Here is a 17,602-nt window from a genome sequence, read left to right on the forward strand (position 1 = left end):
AGTACGCCGCCGAGCCGTCCTCCTCGCCGTGCCCCTGCTCCTCGGCGCGGCGGAAGCGCTCCGCCGCGCCGGCCACCAGGTCCACCCGTACGCCGGCCGCCTCGGCGGCCTCCGAGATGAGCCGGACGTCCTTGCGCGCCGCGGACACCGTGAAGCTCGCCGGGAAGTCCCCGGACAGGATCATCTCCGCCTTCATCTGCAGATACGGCATGTCGAGCGCCCCGCCGGCGACCGCGGCCAGGAAGTCCCGCGGGTCGACGCCGAGCCCCTCGGCGAGCGCCAGAGCCTCACCCGTGCCGCTGATGACCGTCAGCACCCAGGCGTTGACGACGAGCTTGAGGCGGCTGGCGGCCCCGCCGGTACCGTCCTCGCCGACCCAGTGAGTGCGGCTGCCGACGATGTCGAAGACCCGCCCCGCGCGCTCCCGCAGCTCCTGCGGACCGGCTGCCAGGATGGTCAACTCCCCTTTTTCGGCGGGTGCCTTGGTTCCCACCACAGGGGCGTCGACGAACCGCAGGTCGTGTTCGGCGGCGAACCGGGCGAGCGGGACGAGCGCTTCGGGTCCTACGGTGCTCATCTGGAGCCAGAGGGTGCCGGGGGCGAGCCGCGAAGCGGCCCCCCGCAGGGCGTCCAGGACGGCGGGTCCGTCGAGCAGCATGGTGAGGACGACATCGGCGCCGTCCACCGCCTCCGCCGGGGTGTCGGTGACGCGGGCCCCGTCGGCGGCCAGTGGCTCGGCCTTGGCGCGGGTGCGGTTCCAGGCGCGGACGTCCAGCCCGGCGCGGGCGAGATTGCGGGCCATGGCGGCACCCATGATCCCGGTGCCGAGTACGGCGACTGACGGTGTGTGGGAAGTTTTGTTGTCGGCCATGGCGGCACGCTAGGCCGTGGAGGGCGCTCGAAGGCAACCACGGCCGGATGTCGCCGTCAGACGACCTGATGGAGCCAGCGGACGGGCGCGCCCTCGCCGGCGTACCGGAAGGGCTCCAGTTCGTCGTCCCAGGGCTTGCCGAGCAGCTTGGCGACCTCGTCGGCCAGCTCGGTCTCGCCGCGCGCGGAGCGGTCGACGGCGGCGCGCAGCCGGTCCTCGGGGATGAGGATGTCGCCGTGGATACCCGTGACGGCGTGGAAGATGCCCAGGTCGGGGGTGGAGCTGTAGCGCTCGCCCTCGGCGGTGGCGCAGGGCTCGGCGGTCACCTCGAAGCGGAGCAGGTGCCAGCCGCGCAGCGCGGAGGCGAGCTTGGAGGCGGTGCCGACCTCGCCCTGCCAGGAGAACTCGGCTCTCCATGTGCCGGGCGCCGCCGGCTGGCGGATCCAGTCGAGATTGACGCGCACCCCGAGGACGCCCGCCACTGCCCACTCGACGTGCGGGCACAGCGCGCGCGGAGCGGAGTGGACGTACAGAACTCCACGTGTCGTCACCGGGACCTCCCGTGCGGTTCGAGGTTCGCCTTCCCCAGCGGCCTCGTGCCCGTTCCGGTTACGGCCGGGACAGTTGTCGACATTCTGCCCCAGTGATCACTTCGGCACCAGCATGCCAGGTGACCTACAGTAAACACCATTAGGCGGAATCTGCCACAAAAGGGACAGGAAATGACGTGATGTAATTTGCCTGCACCGACTGCACTTGCCACTTTGGGTCACAGTCCGGCAGTTACGGGGCAAAGCTACCGCGCGGCGCCGGACGGCAGGTGACGTACCGTCGGTACCGGAAGAGATATCACTCGCACGCCGGAGGGGACAGGGGATGACGACGATCGATCGGCCCGTTCGCCCTCGGCGTCACCGCCTCGCGGCCCGCGCGGGGCTCGCCACGGCCACCGCTTCCGCACTGCTGGCCGCGCTCGCCGGCTGTAGCGGCGGCGGTTCCGCCGCGCACGGCGGCCCCAAGACCAAGCGCCCCGCCGCGAAACCGGCACCCGCATGGCGCACGGCCCCCCACTCGATCGCCGCCCTGGGCGACTCCATCACCGTCGGCTTCGACGCCTGCACGGTGCTCTCCGACTGCCCCGAGGTCTCCTGGGCCACCGGCACCGACCCCAGGGTCGGCAGCCTCGCCCGGCGGCTGGTGAAGGCGAACCCCGCCGCGCACAGCTGGAACTACGCCCGGACCGGCGCCCTGATGAGCGATCTGCCGGAGCAGATCACCGAGGCCGCCGCGCGCCGGCCCGAGCTGGTCACGGTCCTGATCGGCGCCAATGACGCCTGCCGCAGCGACGTGCGGGCGATGACCCCCCAGGCCGCCTTCCGCGCCGACTTCGAGCGGTCCATGAAGACGCTGCGGCGCACCCTGCCGCACACCCAGGTGTATGTCGCGGCGGTGCCCGACCTGCTGCGGCTGTGGTCCGAGGGGCGCAAGAACCCGCTCGGCAAACAGGTGTGGAAGCTGGGCATCTGCGGGTCGATGCTGCGCGACCCGGACGATCTGACGAAGCCGGCGCAGGACCGGCGGGTCCGGGTCCGGGAGCGGGTCATGGCGTACAACGAGGCGCTGGCGGAGGTCTGCGCCAAGGACGCGCTGTGCCGGTTCGACCGGTCGGTCTTCGACTACCGCTTCACCGAGCGGCAGTTGAGCACCTGGGACTGGTTCCACCCGGGCGCCCGCGGCCAGCAGCAGCTGGCGGAGCTGGCGTTCCGGACGATCACCCGCCGGGAGAGCCGGTGAGGCACCCGGGAGATCCCCGAGAACGTCAGGGGTACCCCTAGGGGCACCGCGGCGCAGGTCATACCGTGCGGGGACGGGGAAGGTCATACCGTGCGGCGACGAACTCGGGGCGCGGGGGCGGAACGATGAGTGGTGAACGGTTCCGGCGAGGTCCGCACCGCTCCGCTCCGTTCCGACCTGTTCGTCACCTGTCCCGGGGGAAAACGCCATGGCCCGTCTCCGCGCCTCTCATCTCGTGCTGCCGTGCGCGGCACTGACCGTCCTGATGACCGGCTGCTCCATGATCGGCGGCCCGCTGAAGACCGCGGAGCGGACGTACGGCGTGGACGGCAAGGTCGGCGCGCTGTCGGCGACGACCCACGGCGGGAACATCGAGATCGTGCCGATCGACGCCGGCGGATCGGTCAAAGTGACGGAGAAGTACAAGTACAACGGGCAGAAGCCGGACGCCACCCACACGGTCAAGGACGGCAGGCTGACGCTGACGGCCGAGGACTGCCCGGAGACCGGCCGCCGGTGTGAGGTGAACTACCGCGTGCTGCTGCCGCGCAGCGCCTCGGTCGATCTGCACACCAACGGCGGGGACATCACCGTCCACGGCGCGTCGGGCGGTATCACCGCGGAGACCAGCGGCGGCGACATCACCGTCGCGGACTCCGCGGCCCGTACGGCGAAGGTGAAGACCAGCGGCGGCGATGTCGATCTCGCACTGACCGCGGTGCCCGACGAGGTGTCGGGACGGACCAGCGGAGGCAACGTCACCATCCGGCTGCCGAAGGGCCCGTACGCGGTCCAGGCGGTGACGAGCGGCGGGACCCGCAAGGTCTCCGTGCCGACGGATCCCCGCTCGGAGCACAAAATATCGGCGCGCACCAGCGGCGGGGACGTGTCGGTGCTCAGCCAGAAGTGACCTGCGCCGTCAGCCGGATGTCGTCGCTGCTGTGCGCCGCCTCGACGGTGTAGACGCCCGGGATCCGGCGCCACCTCCCGTCCGGTTCCGACCAGATCTCGAACGCGCGCCCCGGCAGCGGGATTTCGGTCTCGGCGCTCTCGCCGGGGCCCGCCTCGACGGCGGCGAAGCCGGCCAGCCAGCGGGCCGGGCGCTCCGGCGCGCCCGGGTCGGCGCCGGCGGTGGGGGCCAGGTAGATCTGGACGACCTCGCGGCCGGGGCGCCGGCCGGTGTTGCGCAGCCGGACCCGGACCGAGTCGGGGGTGGTGTCCAGCGACTCGTACGCCCAGTCGGTGTAGCCGAGCCCGTGGCCGAAGGCGTACGCGGGCGCGGCGGCGGACCGCTGCCAGGCCCGGTAGCCGATGAACAGCCCCTCCTCGTACGGAAGTCGGCCGTCGGCCGGGGTGACGGTGGTGACCGGGGCGTCGGCGAAGCGGGCGGGCCAGGTGGTGGGGAGCCGGCCGCCCGGCTCGTGCGAGCCGAGCAGGACGTCCGCCAGTGCGGCACCCGCTTCCTGGCCGGGGAACCAGCTCAGCAGCACCGCGGGGACCTGCTCCCGCCAGGGCAGCTCCACGGGGGAGCCGGCGTTGACGACCACGACGGTGCGGGGGTTGGCGGCGGCGACCCGGGTGACCAGCTCGTCCTGGCGGCCCGGCAGCGTCAGGTCCGTGCGGTCGAACCCTTCCGACTCGACCTCCTCCGTCGTCGCGACGACGACGATGGCGACATCGGCACCGGTCGCCGCCCGGACCGCCTCCTCGATCTCGGCGTCGGCGTCGAGCTGCGGCTCGCGGTGCCCGAGAGCGAAGTTGAGGGCTTCCATGCCCTCCCCCAGGCCGAGGGCGCCGGGGACGAACCGCAGGGTGAGCGGCACGGCCCGGCCGGCGGTCAGACCGGCGGTGACCCGGTGCTCCGCGGGCTGCATGAGTCCCTCGAACGGGTCGCTGCCGACGGGCGCGCAGTGGTCGTCGAAGAGCACCGCGCCGTCGACGGTCAGCCGGAGGTGGCCGGTGCCCGAGACGGCCAGGGTGTGGGCGCCGGTGCGCTGCGGGGTGTAGCTGCCGGTGAGTTCGACGGCGTGCAGGTTCTGCCGGGTGACGCCGTGGGGGAAGCTGCCCACCGCCTGGACCTGCCCGTCGAACTGCGCGGTCTCGGCCAGCAGTTGCCCGTCGGCGGCCAGGTAGCGGGCGCGCAGGGCGAAGCCGTCACGGGCGTACGGCACCCGGGTGCGCGGGTCGGCGCCGGTCGCGAAGGTGACCTCCACGCCGTCGGGGAGCGCCGCCCGCAGTCCGGCGAGCGGGGAGACGATCTGCTCGGGGAAGACGGTGGCGGAGCCGCCGCCGAGCACCCGGGCGTCGCGGGCAGCCGCCCCGATGACGGCGATACGGCGGACGGCGGAGGCATCGAGGGGAAGGGCACGGCGGCTGCGGCCTGCCGGATCGGCGCCCTGCGCCGGCCCGCCGGTCGGCTGCTCGCCGCCGACGNNNCCCCCGCCCGGCCGTCGATGCCCCGGTGCACGCCGGCCGGCGGCACGGCGGGCGGCACCCCGTCCAGGCAGCCCGTACGGGCGGCGAGCAGCAGCACCCGGCGCACCGCGTCGTCGACCTCCGACTCGGCGACCTCGCCGGCGCGGACGGCCGCCGCGAGCGGGGCGCCGAAGACCGTGCGGGGCCCCGGCATCGCCACGTCCAGGCCGCCGCGCAGCGCGCGTACGGTGTGCCGGGCCGCCACCCAGTCGGAGACGTTGCAGCCGTCGAAGCCCCATTCGCCGCGCAGGACCTCGGTGACGAGCGGGCGGTGTTCGGTCATCGACAGACCATTGACCTGGTTGTAGGCGGTCATGATGCCCCAGGGGCGGGCGGTCTTGACGATGTGCTCGAAGGGGGCGAGATAGAGCTCGCGCAGGGGGCGTGGGGCGATGCGGTTGTCGACCGTGAAGCGGTCGGTCTCGGCGTCGTTGCCGACGAAGTGCTTGACCGTCGCACCGACCCCGCCCTCCTGCACTCCCTGCACATATCCGGCGCCGATCACGCCGGTCAGCAGCGGGTCTTCCGAATAGCACTCGAAGTGCCGGCCGCCGAGCGGCGAGCGGTGCAGGTTGACGGTCGGCGCCAGGAGGACGTGGACGCCCTTGCGGCGGGCCTCCTGGGCGAGCAGTCGGCCGGCGCGGCGGGCGAGTTCGGGGTCCCAGGTGGCGGCCAGGGCCGTGGGGCTGGGCAGGGCGACCGACGGATCTTCGGCGCTCCACTCCCGCCCCCGCACGCCGATCGGGCCGTCCGACATCACCAGCGACCGCAGTCCGATCGCAGGCACGGCGGGCAGGGTCCACATGTCCTGGCCGGAGAGCAGCCGGGCCTTGGTATCCAGGTCGAGTGCGGCGAGCGCCCGCTCCACCGCGGCGGAGTAGTCGTGGGGCCGGGGGTGGCTGCGGTGGGCGTGGGGCTGATCGGTCATCTGCGGCGCTCCCTTGACTGGACGTGCGGGCCCCCTGGCCGAATTCTGACCTCCGCACCGTGCACACAGTAGGGATCGATATCGTTCCGTTATCACATTCGGGTGTAGGGCACTGCGCGGAGGTGCGGGAGTTACGCTCGGCCGGTGAGCGCACGAGATGAGGGCGCCGCCCCCGGACCCCGGAGGGGCGGCGGCGGACGGGAGTTCCAGGGCGCCGAGCGGCGAGCGGCGATCCTGGAAGCCGCCATGGAGCTGATCGCCGACCGCGGCTACCGCCGCACCTCCCTCGCCGCCATCGCCGAGCGCGCCGGGCTGACCCAGCAGGGGCTGCTGCACCACTTTCCGACGAAGGAGCTGCTACTGATCGGTGTCCTGGAGGCGCGCGACCGCTGGGATGCAGCCGCCGCGGCATCCGGCACCTGGCGGACCGGCACCCTCGCCCAGCTCGTCGACTACAACGCCACCCGCCCGGGCATCGTCCAGACGTACACCGTGCTGTCGGCCGACAGCGTCACCGAGGACCATCCGGCGCGCGAGTTCTTCGAGACCCGTTTCCGCGCCGTACGCGAGGCGCTGGCCAGGGCGCTGCGGGCCGAGTTCGGCGACACTCTGCCCTGTGGTCTGACCCCGGAGCAGGCGGCGCCCCTGCTGGTCGCGGTGATGGACGGGCTCCAGCTGCAATGGCTGCTGGACCCGGAGCACGTCGACATGCCGGCGGCGTTCCGGGATTTCCTGACGCTGCTCGGGAGCATGGAGAAGCGGGCCGACGAGCCCGCCGAAGGGGCGGGCGAGGGGCCCGAAGAGAAGCCCGGCGCGGGGCCCGACTAGGACCGGGCAGGGGATCCGGGCAGGGGATCCGGGCAGGGCCCAACGAGGGGTAGGGAGCCAGTCGCACCCTCGCGCGTACTCGCGTACTGCCGTGTCCGGGGCGGGAGTTCAGGGGCGGTGGCGTCGCGTCGGGCGGGGTGCTGGCTCAGCCGGGCAGGGGTGGCGGAGCCTTGCGCGCCGGCGTGTGCGGCAGGGGCCCGGAGCGCGGGTGCCGGAGCGCGGGGGTCGGGAGTTATCCACAGGCCCGGACGCGTCGCGGGCGGGCCGGGCATCATGGGCACATGATCATTGCTGCCGCACAGTTCCCTTCCGTACCAGGCGATATCGCCGCCAACGCCGCTCGGATGGCCGCTCTCATCGCCGAGGCCGGCGAGCGCGGAGCGGGACTCGTGGTCTTCTCCGAACTGGCGCTGACGCACTACGACCTGCATCTGATAGCCGCTGATCCTGCGGGGCTGGCAGTGCGGCCCGACGATGCCCGGCTGGCGCCCGTACGGGAGGCGTGCCGGACGGCCGGTGTCGCGGCGGTGGTGAACGCCGCGGGGCGCGGCGCCGACGTCGGGGCCGCGCCGACCATCGCGACGTTCGTGTACGGGCCGGACGGCGCGCTGCTCACCCGCTACGACAAGCGGCATCTGGCGGACACCGAGAGCACGGTGTTCGCACCGGGGACCGCGCACGGCCGGTTCACACTGGGCGGTATCCGGTTCGCGCTCGCCACCTGCTTCGACAGCAGCTTCCCCGAGGTGCCGCAGCGGGCCGTGGCGGACGGCTGCCGGGTCTATCTCTCCAGCGCCTTCCACGACGGTGCGGAGCGCGTGGCGCGGTATGCGGAACTGGCCCGGGAGCACGGGCTGTATGTGCTGCTCGTCAATGGGATCGAGGTCGGTAGCCCCGGCCCGGCCTGCGGGCTCAGCGGCGGCTGGCTGCCTTCCGGTGAGCGGGTGGCGACGGCGTCCGCGTGGCCGGGGGCCGGCGACGGTGACAGCGATGACGGCGGCGAGCTGGTGCTCAGCGATGTCCGGGAGGCGATCACGCTGATGGCCGACCCGGCAGTGGCCGCGGTGCCGGTCCGGGAGTGCGGTGAGCCGCTGGTGGACCTCCGGGCCGCCGCGCCCGCGCTCCTGGCGGACGGGTTCAAGGGCGAGGGGGACGGCGGGACGGGCGCCTTCGGGTATCTGCGGGAAGGGGTGGTGCGGCGGCTGCTGGCGGCACAGCGGGCGCTGCCGGACGGGCTGCGGCTCCAGGTCGTCGAGGGGTACCGCCCGCCGGCCCTCCAGCGCCGCTACTTCGAGCGGTACGGGGGCGAACTGCGCGCCGCGCACCCCGACTGGGACGTGATGCGGGTCCGTCAGGCCGCCAGCCGCTTCGTTTCGCCACCCGAGATCGCACCGCACAGCGCAGGCGGTGCGGTGGACCTCACCCTGGTCACGACCGACGGCGAATATGTCGACATGGGGACTCCGGTCGACGCGTCCCCGGAGGAGAGCGGCGGCGCCTGCTATACGTCCGCCCCGGACCTGGCGCCTGCCGCCCGCGCCAACCGCCGGGCGCTGGCCGCGGCGCTGCGCGGGGCGGGCCTGGTCAACTACCCGACCGAGTGGTGGCACTGGTCCTACGGCGACCGCTACTGGGCGCTGGCGACCGGCGCGGAGCATGCGCTGTACGGGCCGGCGGAGCCAGGTGAAGAGCCGGCCGGGGAGTCCGGCGCGGCACCGGAGGCACGCGGCACGGAGGCCGGAGCGGAGCCCGCCCTCCTGAGGGAAGGGGCCGAGCGGTGAGGTACGGGCGGGGTGCGGTGAGTGGGCGGGTAACCGTCGTATCGCGCCGCCCCGTTGGGACCGTCGGCGCCCTTGCCCCCGTCAGTCCCCTCCGCCCCTCCGCCAGATCATTTCCCGTCAGATCATTTCCCGCCGGATCAGCTCCCGCCGGATCAGCTCCTTCCGGGTCGAGTCCATCCGGATCGAGTCCATCCGGGTCGAGTCCGTCCAGATCGCTTCCCTCCGGATCGCCTCCCTCCGCGCCGGTGCCCGTCCGATCAGTTCTCGGGCAGCTGCGCCAGGTCGTCCGCCGTGGGGTACGACGGCTGTGCGCCCGGCTTGGTGACGGCCGCGGCCCCGACGCGTACCGCGAAGCGGGCCGCTTCGGGCAGCGTGGCGCCGGCGGCCAGGCGGGTGGCGAGCGCGCCGGTGAAGGCGTCGCCGGCGCCGGTGGTGTCCACGGCCTTGACGCGTACGCCCGGGATCGCCGCTGTCCCGGACGCATCCAGGACCAGGGCGCCGTCCCCGCCGAGGGTGACCACGACCGACCGGGCGCCCTGCTCGCGCAGCGCGGACGCCCAGTCCGCTGCCGTGCCGCCGGTGCGGCCGGACAGCTGCCGCGCCTCGTGCTCGTTGACCACCAACGGGTCGGCCACGGCGAGGAGTTCGCGGTCGAGGGTGTCGGGGGCCGGCGAGGGGTTGAGGACGACCCGGGTGCCGGCGGCCTCGGCGGTCGCGGCGGCGGCCCGCACGGTCTCCATCGGCACCTCCAGTTGGAGGGAGACCACCGACGAGGCCGCGATGACGTCCTTGGCCGCGGTGACATCGTGCGGGGTGAGGGCGGCATTGGCGCCCGGCGAGACGACGATGCTGTTGTCGCCGTCCGGATCGACGATGATCATCGCGGTGCCGGTGCGGGCGCCCTCGTCCACGATCACCGGTGTGACGTCGGTGCCCGCCATGCGCTGGGCGGCGAGCAGCAGTTCACCGTACGCGTCACCGCCGACCCGCGCGAGCAGCGCGGTGCGCCCGCCGATCCGGGCCGCGGCGGCTGCCTGGTTGGCGCCCTTGCCGCCGGCCGTCTCGACCAGGTCCGTGCCGAGCACGGTCTCACCCGCCCCGGGCCGCCGGGCCACCCGTACCGTCAGATCCGCGTTGGCCGAGCCGACCACCAGGACGTCGTACATGCGCCGTTCTTCTCCCTTGTCCGAGCGCCTGTCCGCGCGTTGCTCCCGCGTGTCCATACGCCGCTTTCCTGTTTCTTCCTGCCTGTTTCCGCCCGGCGGCCGGCCGCTGCCGGGCCGCGCCCTCAGCTGCCGAACCGCGCGGCGTTCGCCGCCGTCACCAGGGCCACCGGCACCTTCACCGTCCGCGGCAACCGCTCGCCGCGGGACGCCTTGAGCGCCCAGTCCACCGCCTGCTTGCCGAGGAGTTCCGGCTGCTGGGCGACGGTGGCGGTCAGGGTCCCGTCGCGGACCGCCCGGACGCCGTCCGGGGTGCCGTCGAAGGCCACCACCTTCACGTCCTTGCCGGAGCGGGCCCCCAGCGCCTTGGAGGCGCCGAGCGCCATCTCGTCGTTGGCGGCGAACACCCCGTCGATGTCGTGGTGCGCCTGGAGCATATTGGACATCACGTCCATGCCCTTGGTGCGGTCGAAGTCGGCGGGCTGCCGGGCGACGACCTGGATACCGGGGTACTGCTTGATGCCCTCCTCGAAGCCCTGGCCGCGTTCGCGCGCGGCCGAAGTGCCGGGCTGGCCTTCGAGGAAGGCCACCTTGCCCTTGCCGCCGAGCGATGCGGCCAGCGTCTTCGCGGCGAGCCGGCCGCCAGCGACGTTGTCCGACGCGATGGTCGAGCCGACCGTGCCGCCGTTGACACCGCGGTCGATGGAGATGACCGGCACCTTCGCCCGGTTGGCGACACCGACGGCCGGGACGGCGGCGTCGGAGTCCACCGGGTTGATGATGGCCGCCTTCACCTGCTGGCTGGTGAACGTCTCCATCTGGTTGACCTGCTGCATGGGGTCGTTCTGCGCGTCGGTGATGTTGATGTGCAGCCCGCGGGCGTCCGCCTCGGCCTGCGCGCCCTCCTTGATACCGACGAAGAACGGGTTGTTCATCGTGGACAGGGCCAGCCCCAGGTCGGTGTTGCCGCCGCGGTCGCAGCCGGAGAGGGCGAGGGCGCCCACCAGAAGTGCCGCGCCGATGAGTGCCGTACGCCGCCTCATCGCGCGCTCCGGCGCCGCAGGGTGTCCAGGAGGACGGCGAGCGCGATCACCAGACCGGTGGCGACCTGCTGCCAGAAGGCGGAGACACTCAGCAGGTTGAGGCCGTTGCGCAGCACGGCGAGGATCAGCGCGCCGATCAGGGTGCCGGACGCCTTGCCGGAGCCGCCGGAGAGGCTGGCGCCGCCGATGACGACGGCGGCGATGGCGTCCAGCTCGTAACCGCTCGCGGCCTGCGGCTGGGAGGAGGTGAGCCGGGCGGCCAGCACGATGCCGGCGACCGCGGCGAACAGCCCGGACAGCGCGTAGATGACGAGCTTGCGGCGCTTGACGTTGATGCCGGAGAGCCGGGCCGCTTCCTCGTTGCCGCCGATCGCGAACATCGCGCGGCCGGAGTACGTACGGGCCAGGATCAGCGCGGCGATCAGCCCCATGGCGATCATCACGAGGACGGGTACCGGCAGCCAGCCGCCCAGGGTGTCGCCGAGCGCGTTGACCGCACCGGGGAAGGGAATCGGCGAACCGCCGGAGATGACCAGGGCCAGGCCGCGGCCGACGGACAGCATCGCCAGGGTGGCGATGAAGGCGGGCAGCCTGCCGTACGCGACCAGGGCGCCGGAGACCAGTCCGGCCGCCACGCCGACCGCGAGACCGAGCAGTACCGCGATCCAGACCGGCAGGCCCTCGCCGGTGGCGGCCCAGGCGACCACGGCGGCGGAGAGCGCGGCGACCGAGCCGACCGACAGGTCGATACCGGCCGAGACGATCACGAAGGTGACGCCGAAGGCCAGGATCGCGGTGACGGACGCCTGGACACCGACGTTGAGGAGGTTCTGGCCGTTGAGGAAGTCCCGGGACAGCACCGCCATCACGACCACCAGGGCGACGAGGCCGCCGAGCGGACCGTTCCTTAGGACGGCCCGGGAGAACCACGGCCCGAATCCGTCCGGGGCCACTGCCCCGCCCGCCGCCTCCGGGGCGGCTGCTGTCTTCACCTCAGCGGACATCGGAGCCCTCCATCGCGCTCTCGTTCGTGTTCCTGCCGTCAGGGGTGCCGTGCGGGGACCGGAGCGCGAGCTCCATCACGGCGTCCTGGGTGGCTTCCTCGGCAGACAGCTCGCCGGTCAGCCGGCCCTGTGCCATCACCAGCACCCGGTCGCTCATCCCGAGCACCTCGGGAAGATCGCTGGAGATCATCAGCACCGCGCAGCCGGCCGCCGTCAGCTCGTTGACGATCTGGTAGATCTCGACCTTGGCACCGACGTCGATGCCGCGCGTCGGCTCGTCCAGGATCAGCAGCCTGGTCTCGGTCAGCAGCCACTTCCCGATGACGATCTTCTGCTGGTTGCCGCCGGAGAGGGTGCGGGCGTGCTGTCCCAGCCCGCTCATCCGGACCCTCAACCGCCCGGCGACCGCCGCCGCTTCGCGCCGCTGGCCACGCCGGTCGACCAGCCCGCCGCGGGTGTCCCGATCGAGCCGGGCCAGCGTCAGGTTGTCCTGAAGTGAGGCGTCCAGCACCAGCCCCTGGCCCTTGCGGTCCTCGGGCACCAGCCCCAGCCCGGCCCGCATCGCCGCGCGGACGTCGCCGCGTACCAGCTCCGCGCCCGCGACCTCGACGGTTCCGGCGTCATAGCGGTCCACACCGAATATCGCCCGGGCGACCTCGGTACGGCCCGCGCCGACCAGTCCGGCGAGACCGACGACCTCGCCGGCCCGGACGTCGAATCCGACGTCCTCGAAGACCGGCCGTGCCGGTGCGCCGTGCGCGCCCTTGGCGCCGTACCGGGTCAGGCCCCGTACCCGCAGCAGCGGCGTACCCGGCTCCTCCGGGTCGGGGCGGCGGCGCGGGTACTGCTCGGCGATGTCCCGGCCGACCATCAGCCGGATCAGCTCGTCCTCGTCGGTACCGGCGGGCACCTCGTCGACCGAGCGGCCGTCGCGCAGCACGGTGACCCGGTCGCCGAGCGCGCCGATCTCGTCGAGGTGGTGGGTGATGAAGATGATGCCGACGCCCGATGCGCGCAGTTCGCGGACGATGCCGAAGAGCGTGTCGACCTCTTCGGAGGTGAGGACCGCGGTCGGCTCGTCCATGATCAGCACCCGGGCGTTCAGGCTGAGCGCCTTGGCGATCTCCACCATCTGGAGCCGGGCGATACCGAGTTCGGCGACCGGGGTGTTCGGGGAGACGTCCAGCCTTACCCGGCGCAGGAGTTCGGCGGCGCGGGCGCGCATGGTCTTCCTGTCGACGAGGCCGAGCGCGGTGCGCGGCTGGCGGCCCAGGAAGATGTTCTCGGCGACGGTCAGCCCGGGGACGAGGTTGAACTCCTGGTAGATGGTGGCGATGCCGAGCCGTTCGGCGTCCTGCGCGGAGCGGATGTGCACCTCGTGGAGCCCGTCGTGCGAACCGTCCGGACCGCCGTCGGCGAGGATCCGGCCGCTGTCGGGCCGGTGGGCGCCGGAGAGCATCTTGATCAGGGTGCTCTTGCCCGCGCCGTTCTCACCGAGCAGGACGTGCACCTCGCCGGTGGTCAGGCTCAGGTCCACACCGCCCAGCGCGCGCACGCCGGGGAATGACTTCGTCACCCCCTCCACGCGCAGCAGTTCGCGGCGGCCCGGTACGTCGTCGTTGACGCCGGTCATGCGCTGCCCCTCTCTTCTCGGGGTGGGTGGTCGGGTTCTTCGGATGGGCGGTGGGGGGCGGTCGGGGTGTCCGGCCAGGCCGGGCGGTCGGTGGGGATCCCGGGGCTGGGGTGAGCCGGGTCGGTGGGCGGGGTGGACCCGGTCGGTGGGCGGGGTGGACCCGTCAGTGGCTCGGCCGCGCGGGGCCGGGGCGGTCGGTGGGCGGGAGCGCGGGCAGGGGTCAGACGGTGGGCGACCCGCCGCGGGGGCGGCCCGTGGTCGGCTCGTCGCAGGATTGCTCGGTGGCCGGTCGGCCGACGTTCCGGCCGGGGGCGGAGCCGTCGGCGGACCGGCCTGCGGCAGGCTCGTCGCCGGGCCGGCCGGAGGCGGGGCCGTCGGCGGACTGCCGGTTGGCCGGTCCGCCGACCGGCTGCTCCGTGACCGGCTCGCCGCAGGAGTGGCGCGTGACAAGTCGGGCGGGCAGCAACACCGTTGCGGCCGGCCGGCCCTCGATACGTTCCAGCAGGGCCTGCACCGCGGCCCTGCCCAGGTCGCGGGTCGGCTGGGCGATGGCGGTCAGCGGCGGATCGGTGTGCGCGAACCACGGCACGTCGTCGTAGACCACCAGCGCCATGTCATCGGGGACGCGCAGCCCGCGCGCCCGCAGTTCGTCCATCGCGCCGAGCGCCATCAGGTTGTCGGTGGCCAGCACCGCGTCCGGCGGTTCGGGGAGGTCGAGGAAGTCGCTCATCACCCGCCGGCCGCCGGTGTGCTGGAGGTCAAGGGAGGCCCCGACACGTTCGTCGGGCAGCGGGATGCCGTGCGCGGCCAGTGCCGCACGGAAGAGCTCCAGGCGCTCGTCGCCGGTGGGGGTGCCGGCCGGGGCGACGATGATCGCGGGGCGGCGGCGGCCGAGGGCGGCGAGGTGGGCGGCGAGGTCGGTGAGCGCGGCACGGCCGTCGGCGCGGACGCAGGGGGCGTCGATACCGGGCACGGTGCGGTCCAGCAGGACCAGCGGGGTGCCGGAGGCGACGACCTCGCGGAGCATCGCCGAACCGGTACCGGCCGAGCTGACCAGCAGGCCGTCGATCCGGCGGTCGAGCAGGGTGCGGATGTAGTCGTCCTGCTGCTCGGGGCGTTCGCCGGCGTTGCCGATGACCAGGCTGTAGCCGAGGCTGCGGGCGGCGTCCTCGACGGCGTCGGCGAGCTCGGTGAAGAACGGGTTGGTGAGGTCGCTGATGACCAGGCCGAGCGCGCCGGTGCGGGCGGTGCGCAGGGCGCGGGCGACGTTGTTGGGGCGGTAGCCCAGCTCCCGTACGGCGGCGAGCACCCGCTCACGGGTCTCCGCGACCGGGCTGTTGCCGTTGAGGACCCGGGAGACGGTGGCGACGGAGACCCCCGCCCGCTCTGCCACATCCTTGATGTTCGCCATGGCGCCGTTGCCGTCCTGTCGGTGAGTGTGCTGGTCGCCGTCGACCTGCCCATGCGATCCGCCCGGAACGCGCGAGGCGGTCCCGGCGACCGGCGCGATCGATACGTACGTGCTCGATGGGTGCGTACTCGTTGCGTGCGTGCTCGTTGCCTGCCTGCTCGGCGAGTTCGGCGAGTACGCGATCAAGGAGCCCGTGTAATCGATTACGCGCGGTTTCGCGAGGCCCTACGTAATCGATTACACGGCGGCCGCGTCAAGACTCCGCGATTGTTGCCTGCGTCACAGAGGGTGCGTCAGGCGTTGTCACGACGGCCACATCGACCGCACGGCTACCGGCTACCGGCTACCGGCTACCGGCTCAGGGGCGCGCCACGGCGGAACGGCCGAGGGCCGCACCCACTGGGGTACGGCCCTCGACTTCTGCACGCTGTACGCGGCGAACGCGGCCACGCGCCCTCACATCAGGCGACGGTCGGCTCGACGCGTCAGGCGACGGTCAGCTTGACGTCGATGTTGCCTCGGGTGGCGTGGGAGTACGGGCACACCTGGTGCGCCTTCTCCACGAGGTCCTTGGCGGTGGCCGCGTCGACGTTGGGAATCGAAGCGGAAATCTCGACCGTAAGGCCGAAGCCGCCGTCCGGGGTCTTGCCGATGCCGACCTTGGCGGTCACTCGGGAGCCGGAGACATCCGCGTTCTCCCGGCGGGCGACGACGCTGAGCGCGCCCTGGAAGCAGGCGCTGTAGCCCGCCGCGAAGAGCTGCTCCGGGTTGGTGCCGGCGCCGCTGCCACCCTGCTCCTTGGGCGGGTTGACGACGACGTCGAGCTTGCCGTCGTCGCTGGCGACGCGGCCGTCGCGGCCGTTCTCAGCGGTGGCGACGGCGGTGTAGACGACGTCGACGGTCTGGATGGACATACCGAATCCTCCTGTAGTTCGCCGCGACTCGCGCCCACGGATCGCGACGGCTTGCCGCTGAGCCTAACGGGCGGGGAGGAGGGAGGCGAGGCTCACAGAGTCGCAGGCAGACTTCTTGCCTCCCCCCGCCCACCAACCCCACCCACCACCCAACAGTCACCACCCAACAAGTCACCAGTCCGCAGTCCGCAGTCCGCAGTCCGCGGAATCAGCAGCCGACAGCGGGCAACGGCAATCGGTAGCCGGTAGCCGGTAGCCGGTAGCCGGTAGCCGGTAGCCGGTAGCCGGTAGCCGGCAACGACAGCCGGTGGTCAGCAGCAGGCAACCGGCAGTCGGACCCGGTAACCGGAGCCGCTAGCCGGTGGCAGGCCACCGACGGGCAGCGGGCAGCGCTGTGCGGACCGTGGTCAGCGGAACGTCGGCAGTCGGCACTCGACGGACAGCCCGCCGTGAGTCGTCGGCTTCTCCTCACCTTCGCGTGCTGCATGCCGCGCGCCGCATGCCGCTTCCCGCCGCCTCCCATTCGGCCGTCCAACGCCCGTCCGGTGACGGGCTGTTGGGTCCGGCCCCGCCCGGCGGCGAGGCGCCGGGCGGCGGACAGAGCCAACAGCCGAGGACGCACGGCTCGCGGCTCGCGGCCGGCGGAAGGAGTCTCAGTCGGCGAGGCTCACGATCATCTTTCCGGTGTTGTCGCCGCGGAGCAGGCCCAGGAATGCCTCGGCACCGTTCTCGATGCCCTGCACCTTGGTCTCGTCGTACTTCAGGTCGCCGGAGCGGATCCAGGCGGAGACCTCCTCGACGAACTGGGGGCGCAGCGCGGAGTGGTCGCTGACCAGGAGCCCCTGGAGGCGCAGGCGCTTGCCGATGACCATGGCGAGGTTGCGCGGGGCGGGGCTGGGCTCCGTGGCGTTGTACATGGAGATCATGCCGCAGACGGCCACTCGGCCATGGACGTTGAGCGCGCTGATGGCGGCTTCGAGGTGGTCACCGCCGACGTTGTCGAAGTAGACGTCGATGCCGTCGGGGGCGGCTTCCTTGAGCTGCCGGGTGACATCGCCGTTCTTGTAGTTGAAGGCGGCGTCGAAGCCGTACTCCTCCACCAGGAGCTTGACCTTCTCGTCGGTGCCGGCGGAGCCGATGACCCGGGAGGCGCCCTTGAGGCGGGCGATCTGGCCGACCTCGCTGCCCACCGCACCGGCCGCGCCGGAGACGAAGACGGCTTCGCCCTCCTTGAACGAGCCGACCTCCAGCAGGCCCGCGTACGCGGTCAGGCCGGGCATGCCCAGGACGCCGAGGTAAGCCGTCAGCGGGGCGAGCGACGGGTCCACCTTGGCGGCGCGGCTGCCGTCGACGACCGCGTACTCGCGCCAGCCGAGGCCGTGCAGGACGTGATCGCCGACCGCGATGCCCTCGGCGCGCGAGGCGAGGACCTCGCCGACCGCGCCGCCGTCCATCGGCTGGTCGAGCTGGAAGGGCGGGACATAGGACTTCACGTCGTTCATCCGGCCGCGCATGTACGGGTCGACGGAGAAGTAGGAGTTCTTGACGAGGATCTGGCCGTCGGCGAGCTCGGGCAGCGCGGCCTCGCGGAGCGCGAAGTCGTCGGGGGTGGGCCAGCCCTGCGGGCGGGCGACGAGGTGCCATTCGCGGCTGATCGTGGGCAGCGATGCGGACATGAGCTGATCCTCCAAATGTTTCAGTACCTGAAACAATCATGCGCATCGATATTTCACGCTGTCAAGCAATTGGGTATCCTG

At 72.7% G+C, this 17,602-nt stretch carries 10 protein-coding genes and 3 pseudogenes; 4 read left to right on the top strand and 9 right to left on the bottom strand.

From position 1 onward, the window contains the following. Window positions 1-871: NAD(P)-dependent oxidoreductase (locus IEZ17_RS10925; RefSeq protein ID WP_189298974.1), on the bottom strand; the 871-nt coding region annotated here is incomplete at its 3' end. Window positions 872-927: 56 nt separating this feature from the next. After that, window positions 928-1,422 carry a DUF3145 domain-containing protein gene (locus tag IEZ17_RS10930; protein WP_189298975.1) on the bottom strand — a complete coding sequence of 165 codons (495 nt, stop codon included), beginning with the start codon at window positions 1,420-1,422 and terminating at the stop codon, window positions 928-930. A 325-nt stretch (window positions 1,423-1,747) separates the two neighbouring features. Between IEZ17_RS10930 and IEZ17_RS10935 the strand changes: the two genes are divergently transcribed. Both IEZ17_RS10935 and IEZ17_RS10940 read left to right on the top strand, forming a co-directional pair. Further along, window positions 1,748-2,665 carry an SGNH/GDSL hydrolase family protein gene (locus IEZ17_RS10935; RefSeq protein WP_189298976.1) on the top strand — a complete coding sequence of 306 codons (918 nt, stop codon included), beginning with the start codon at window positions 1,748-1,750 and terminating at the stop codon, window positions 2,663-2,665. Between the two features lie 208 nt (window positions 2,666-2,873). After that, window positions 2,874-3,575, top strand: a complete 702-nt coding sequence (locus IEZ17_RS10940; protein WP_189298978.1) for a DUF4097 family beta strand repeat-containing protein — start codon at window positions 2,874-2,876, stop codon at window positions 3,573-3,575. Here the strand turns inward: IEZ17_RS10940 and IEZ17_RS10945 are convergent. Further along, window positions 3,562-6,068, bottom strand: a pseudogene (locus tag IEZ17_RS10945) (beta-glucosidase family protein). The gene IEZ17_RS10940 and the pseudogene IEZ17_RS10945 sit on opposite strands and share 14 nt — an antisense overlap. A 144-nt stretch (window positions 6,069-6,212) precedes the next feature. On the opposite strand from IEZ17_RS10945, the gene IEZ17_RS10950 reads away from it, so the two are divergent. Together IEZ17_RS10950 and IEZ17_RS10955 are read left to right on the top strand one after the other, a co-directional pair. Beyond that, complete coding sequence (locus IEZ17_RS10950; RefSeq protein WP_229852144.1) at window positions 6,213-6,896, top strand: TetR family transcriptional regulator; 684 nt, start codon at window positions 6,213-6,215, stop codon at window positions 6,894-6,896. 281 nt (window positions 6,897-7,177) lie between these two features. Next, window positions 7,178-8,677 carry a nitrilase-related carbon-nitrogen hydrolase gene (locus tag IEZ17_RS10955; protein WP_189298980.1) on the top strand — a complete coding sequence of 500 codons (1,500 nt, stop codon included), beginning with the start codon at window positions 7,178-7,180 and terminating at the stop codon, window positions 8,675-8,677. A 257-nt stretch (window positions 8,678-8,934) separates the two neighbouring features. Here the strand turns inward: IEZ17_RS10955 and rbsK are convergent, their stop codons facing one another. The 6 genes and pseudogenes from rbsK to IEZ17_RS10990 form a co-directional block, all read right to left on the bottom strand. After that, complete coding sequence (rbsK, locus tag IEZ17_RS10960; protein ID WP_189299257.1) at window positions 8,935-9,843, bottom strand: ribokinase; 909 nt, start codon at window positions 9,841-9,843, stop codon at window positions 8,935-8,937. 122 nt (window positions 9,844-9,965) lie between these two features. Next, window positions 9,966-11,887 (bottom strand): annotated as a pseudogene (locus IEZ17_RS42245) (ABC transporter permease/substrate-binding protein). Further along, complete coding sequence (locus IEZ17_RS10975) at window positions 11,877-13,520, bottom strand: sugar ABC transporter ATP-binding protein (RefSeq protein ID WP_189298983.1); 1,644 nt, start codon at window positions 13,518-13,520, stop codon at window positions 11,877-11,879. Before IEZ17_RS10975 ends, IEZ17_RS42245 begins: the two are co-directional and overlap by 11 nt. 421 nt (window positions 13,521-13,941) lie before the next feature. Continuing rightward, window positions 13,942-14,931, bottom strand: a pseudogene (locus tag IEZ17_RS10980) (LacI family DNA-binding transcriptional regulator); the annotation flags it as partial. Between the two features lie 485 nt (window positions 14,932-15,416). Then, window positions 15,417-15,845, bottom strand: coding sequence for an organic hydroperoxide resistance protein (locus IEZ17_RS10985; protein WP_189298985.1), 429 nt, complete (start codon window positions 15,843-15,845; stop codon window positions 15,417-15,419). A 653-nt stretch (window positions 15,846-16,498) separates the two neighbouring features. Further along, window positions 16,499-17,521 (bottom strand): NADP-dependent oxidoreductase, encoded by a 1,023-nt coding sequence (locus IEZ17_RS10990; protein ID WP_189298987.1) that lies wholly within the window; start codon window positions 17,519-17,521, stop codon window positions 16,499-16,501. Window positions 17,522-17,602 lie beyond the last annotated feature (81 nt).

It is taken from the genome of Streptomyces albospinus (genome assembly GCF_014648695.1).
Classification (GTDB): Bacteria; Actinomycetota; Actinomycetes; order Streptomycetales; family Streptomycetaceae; genus Streptomyces; species Streptomyces albospinus.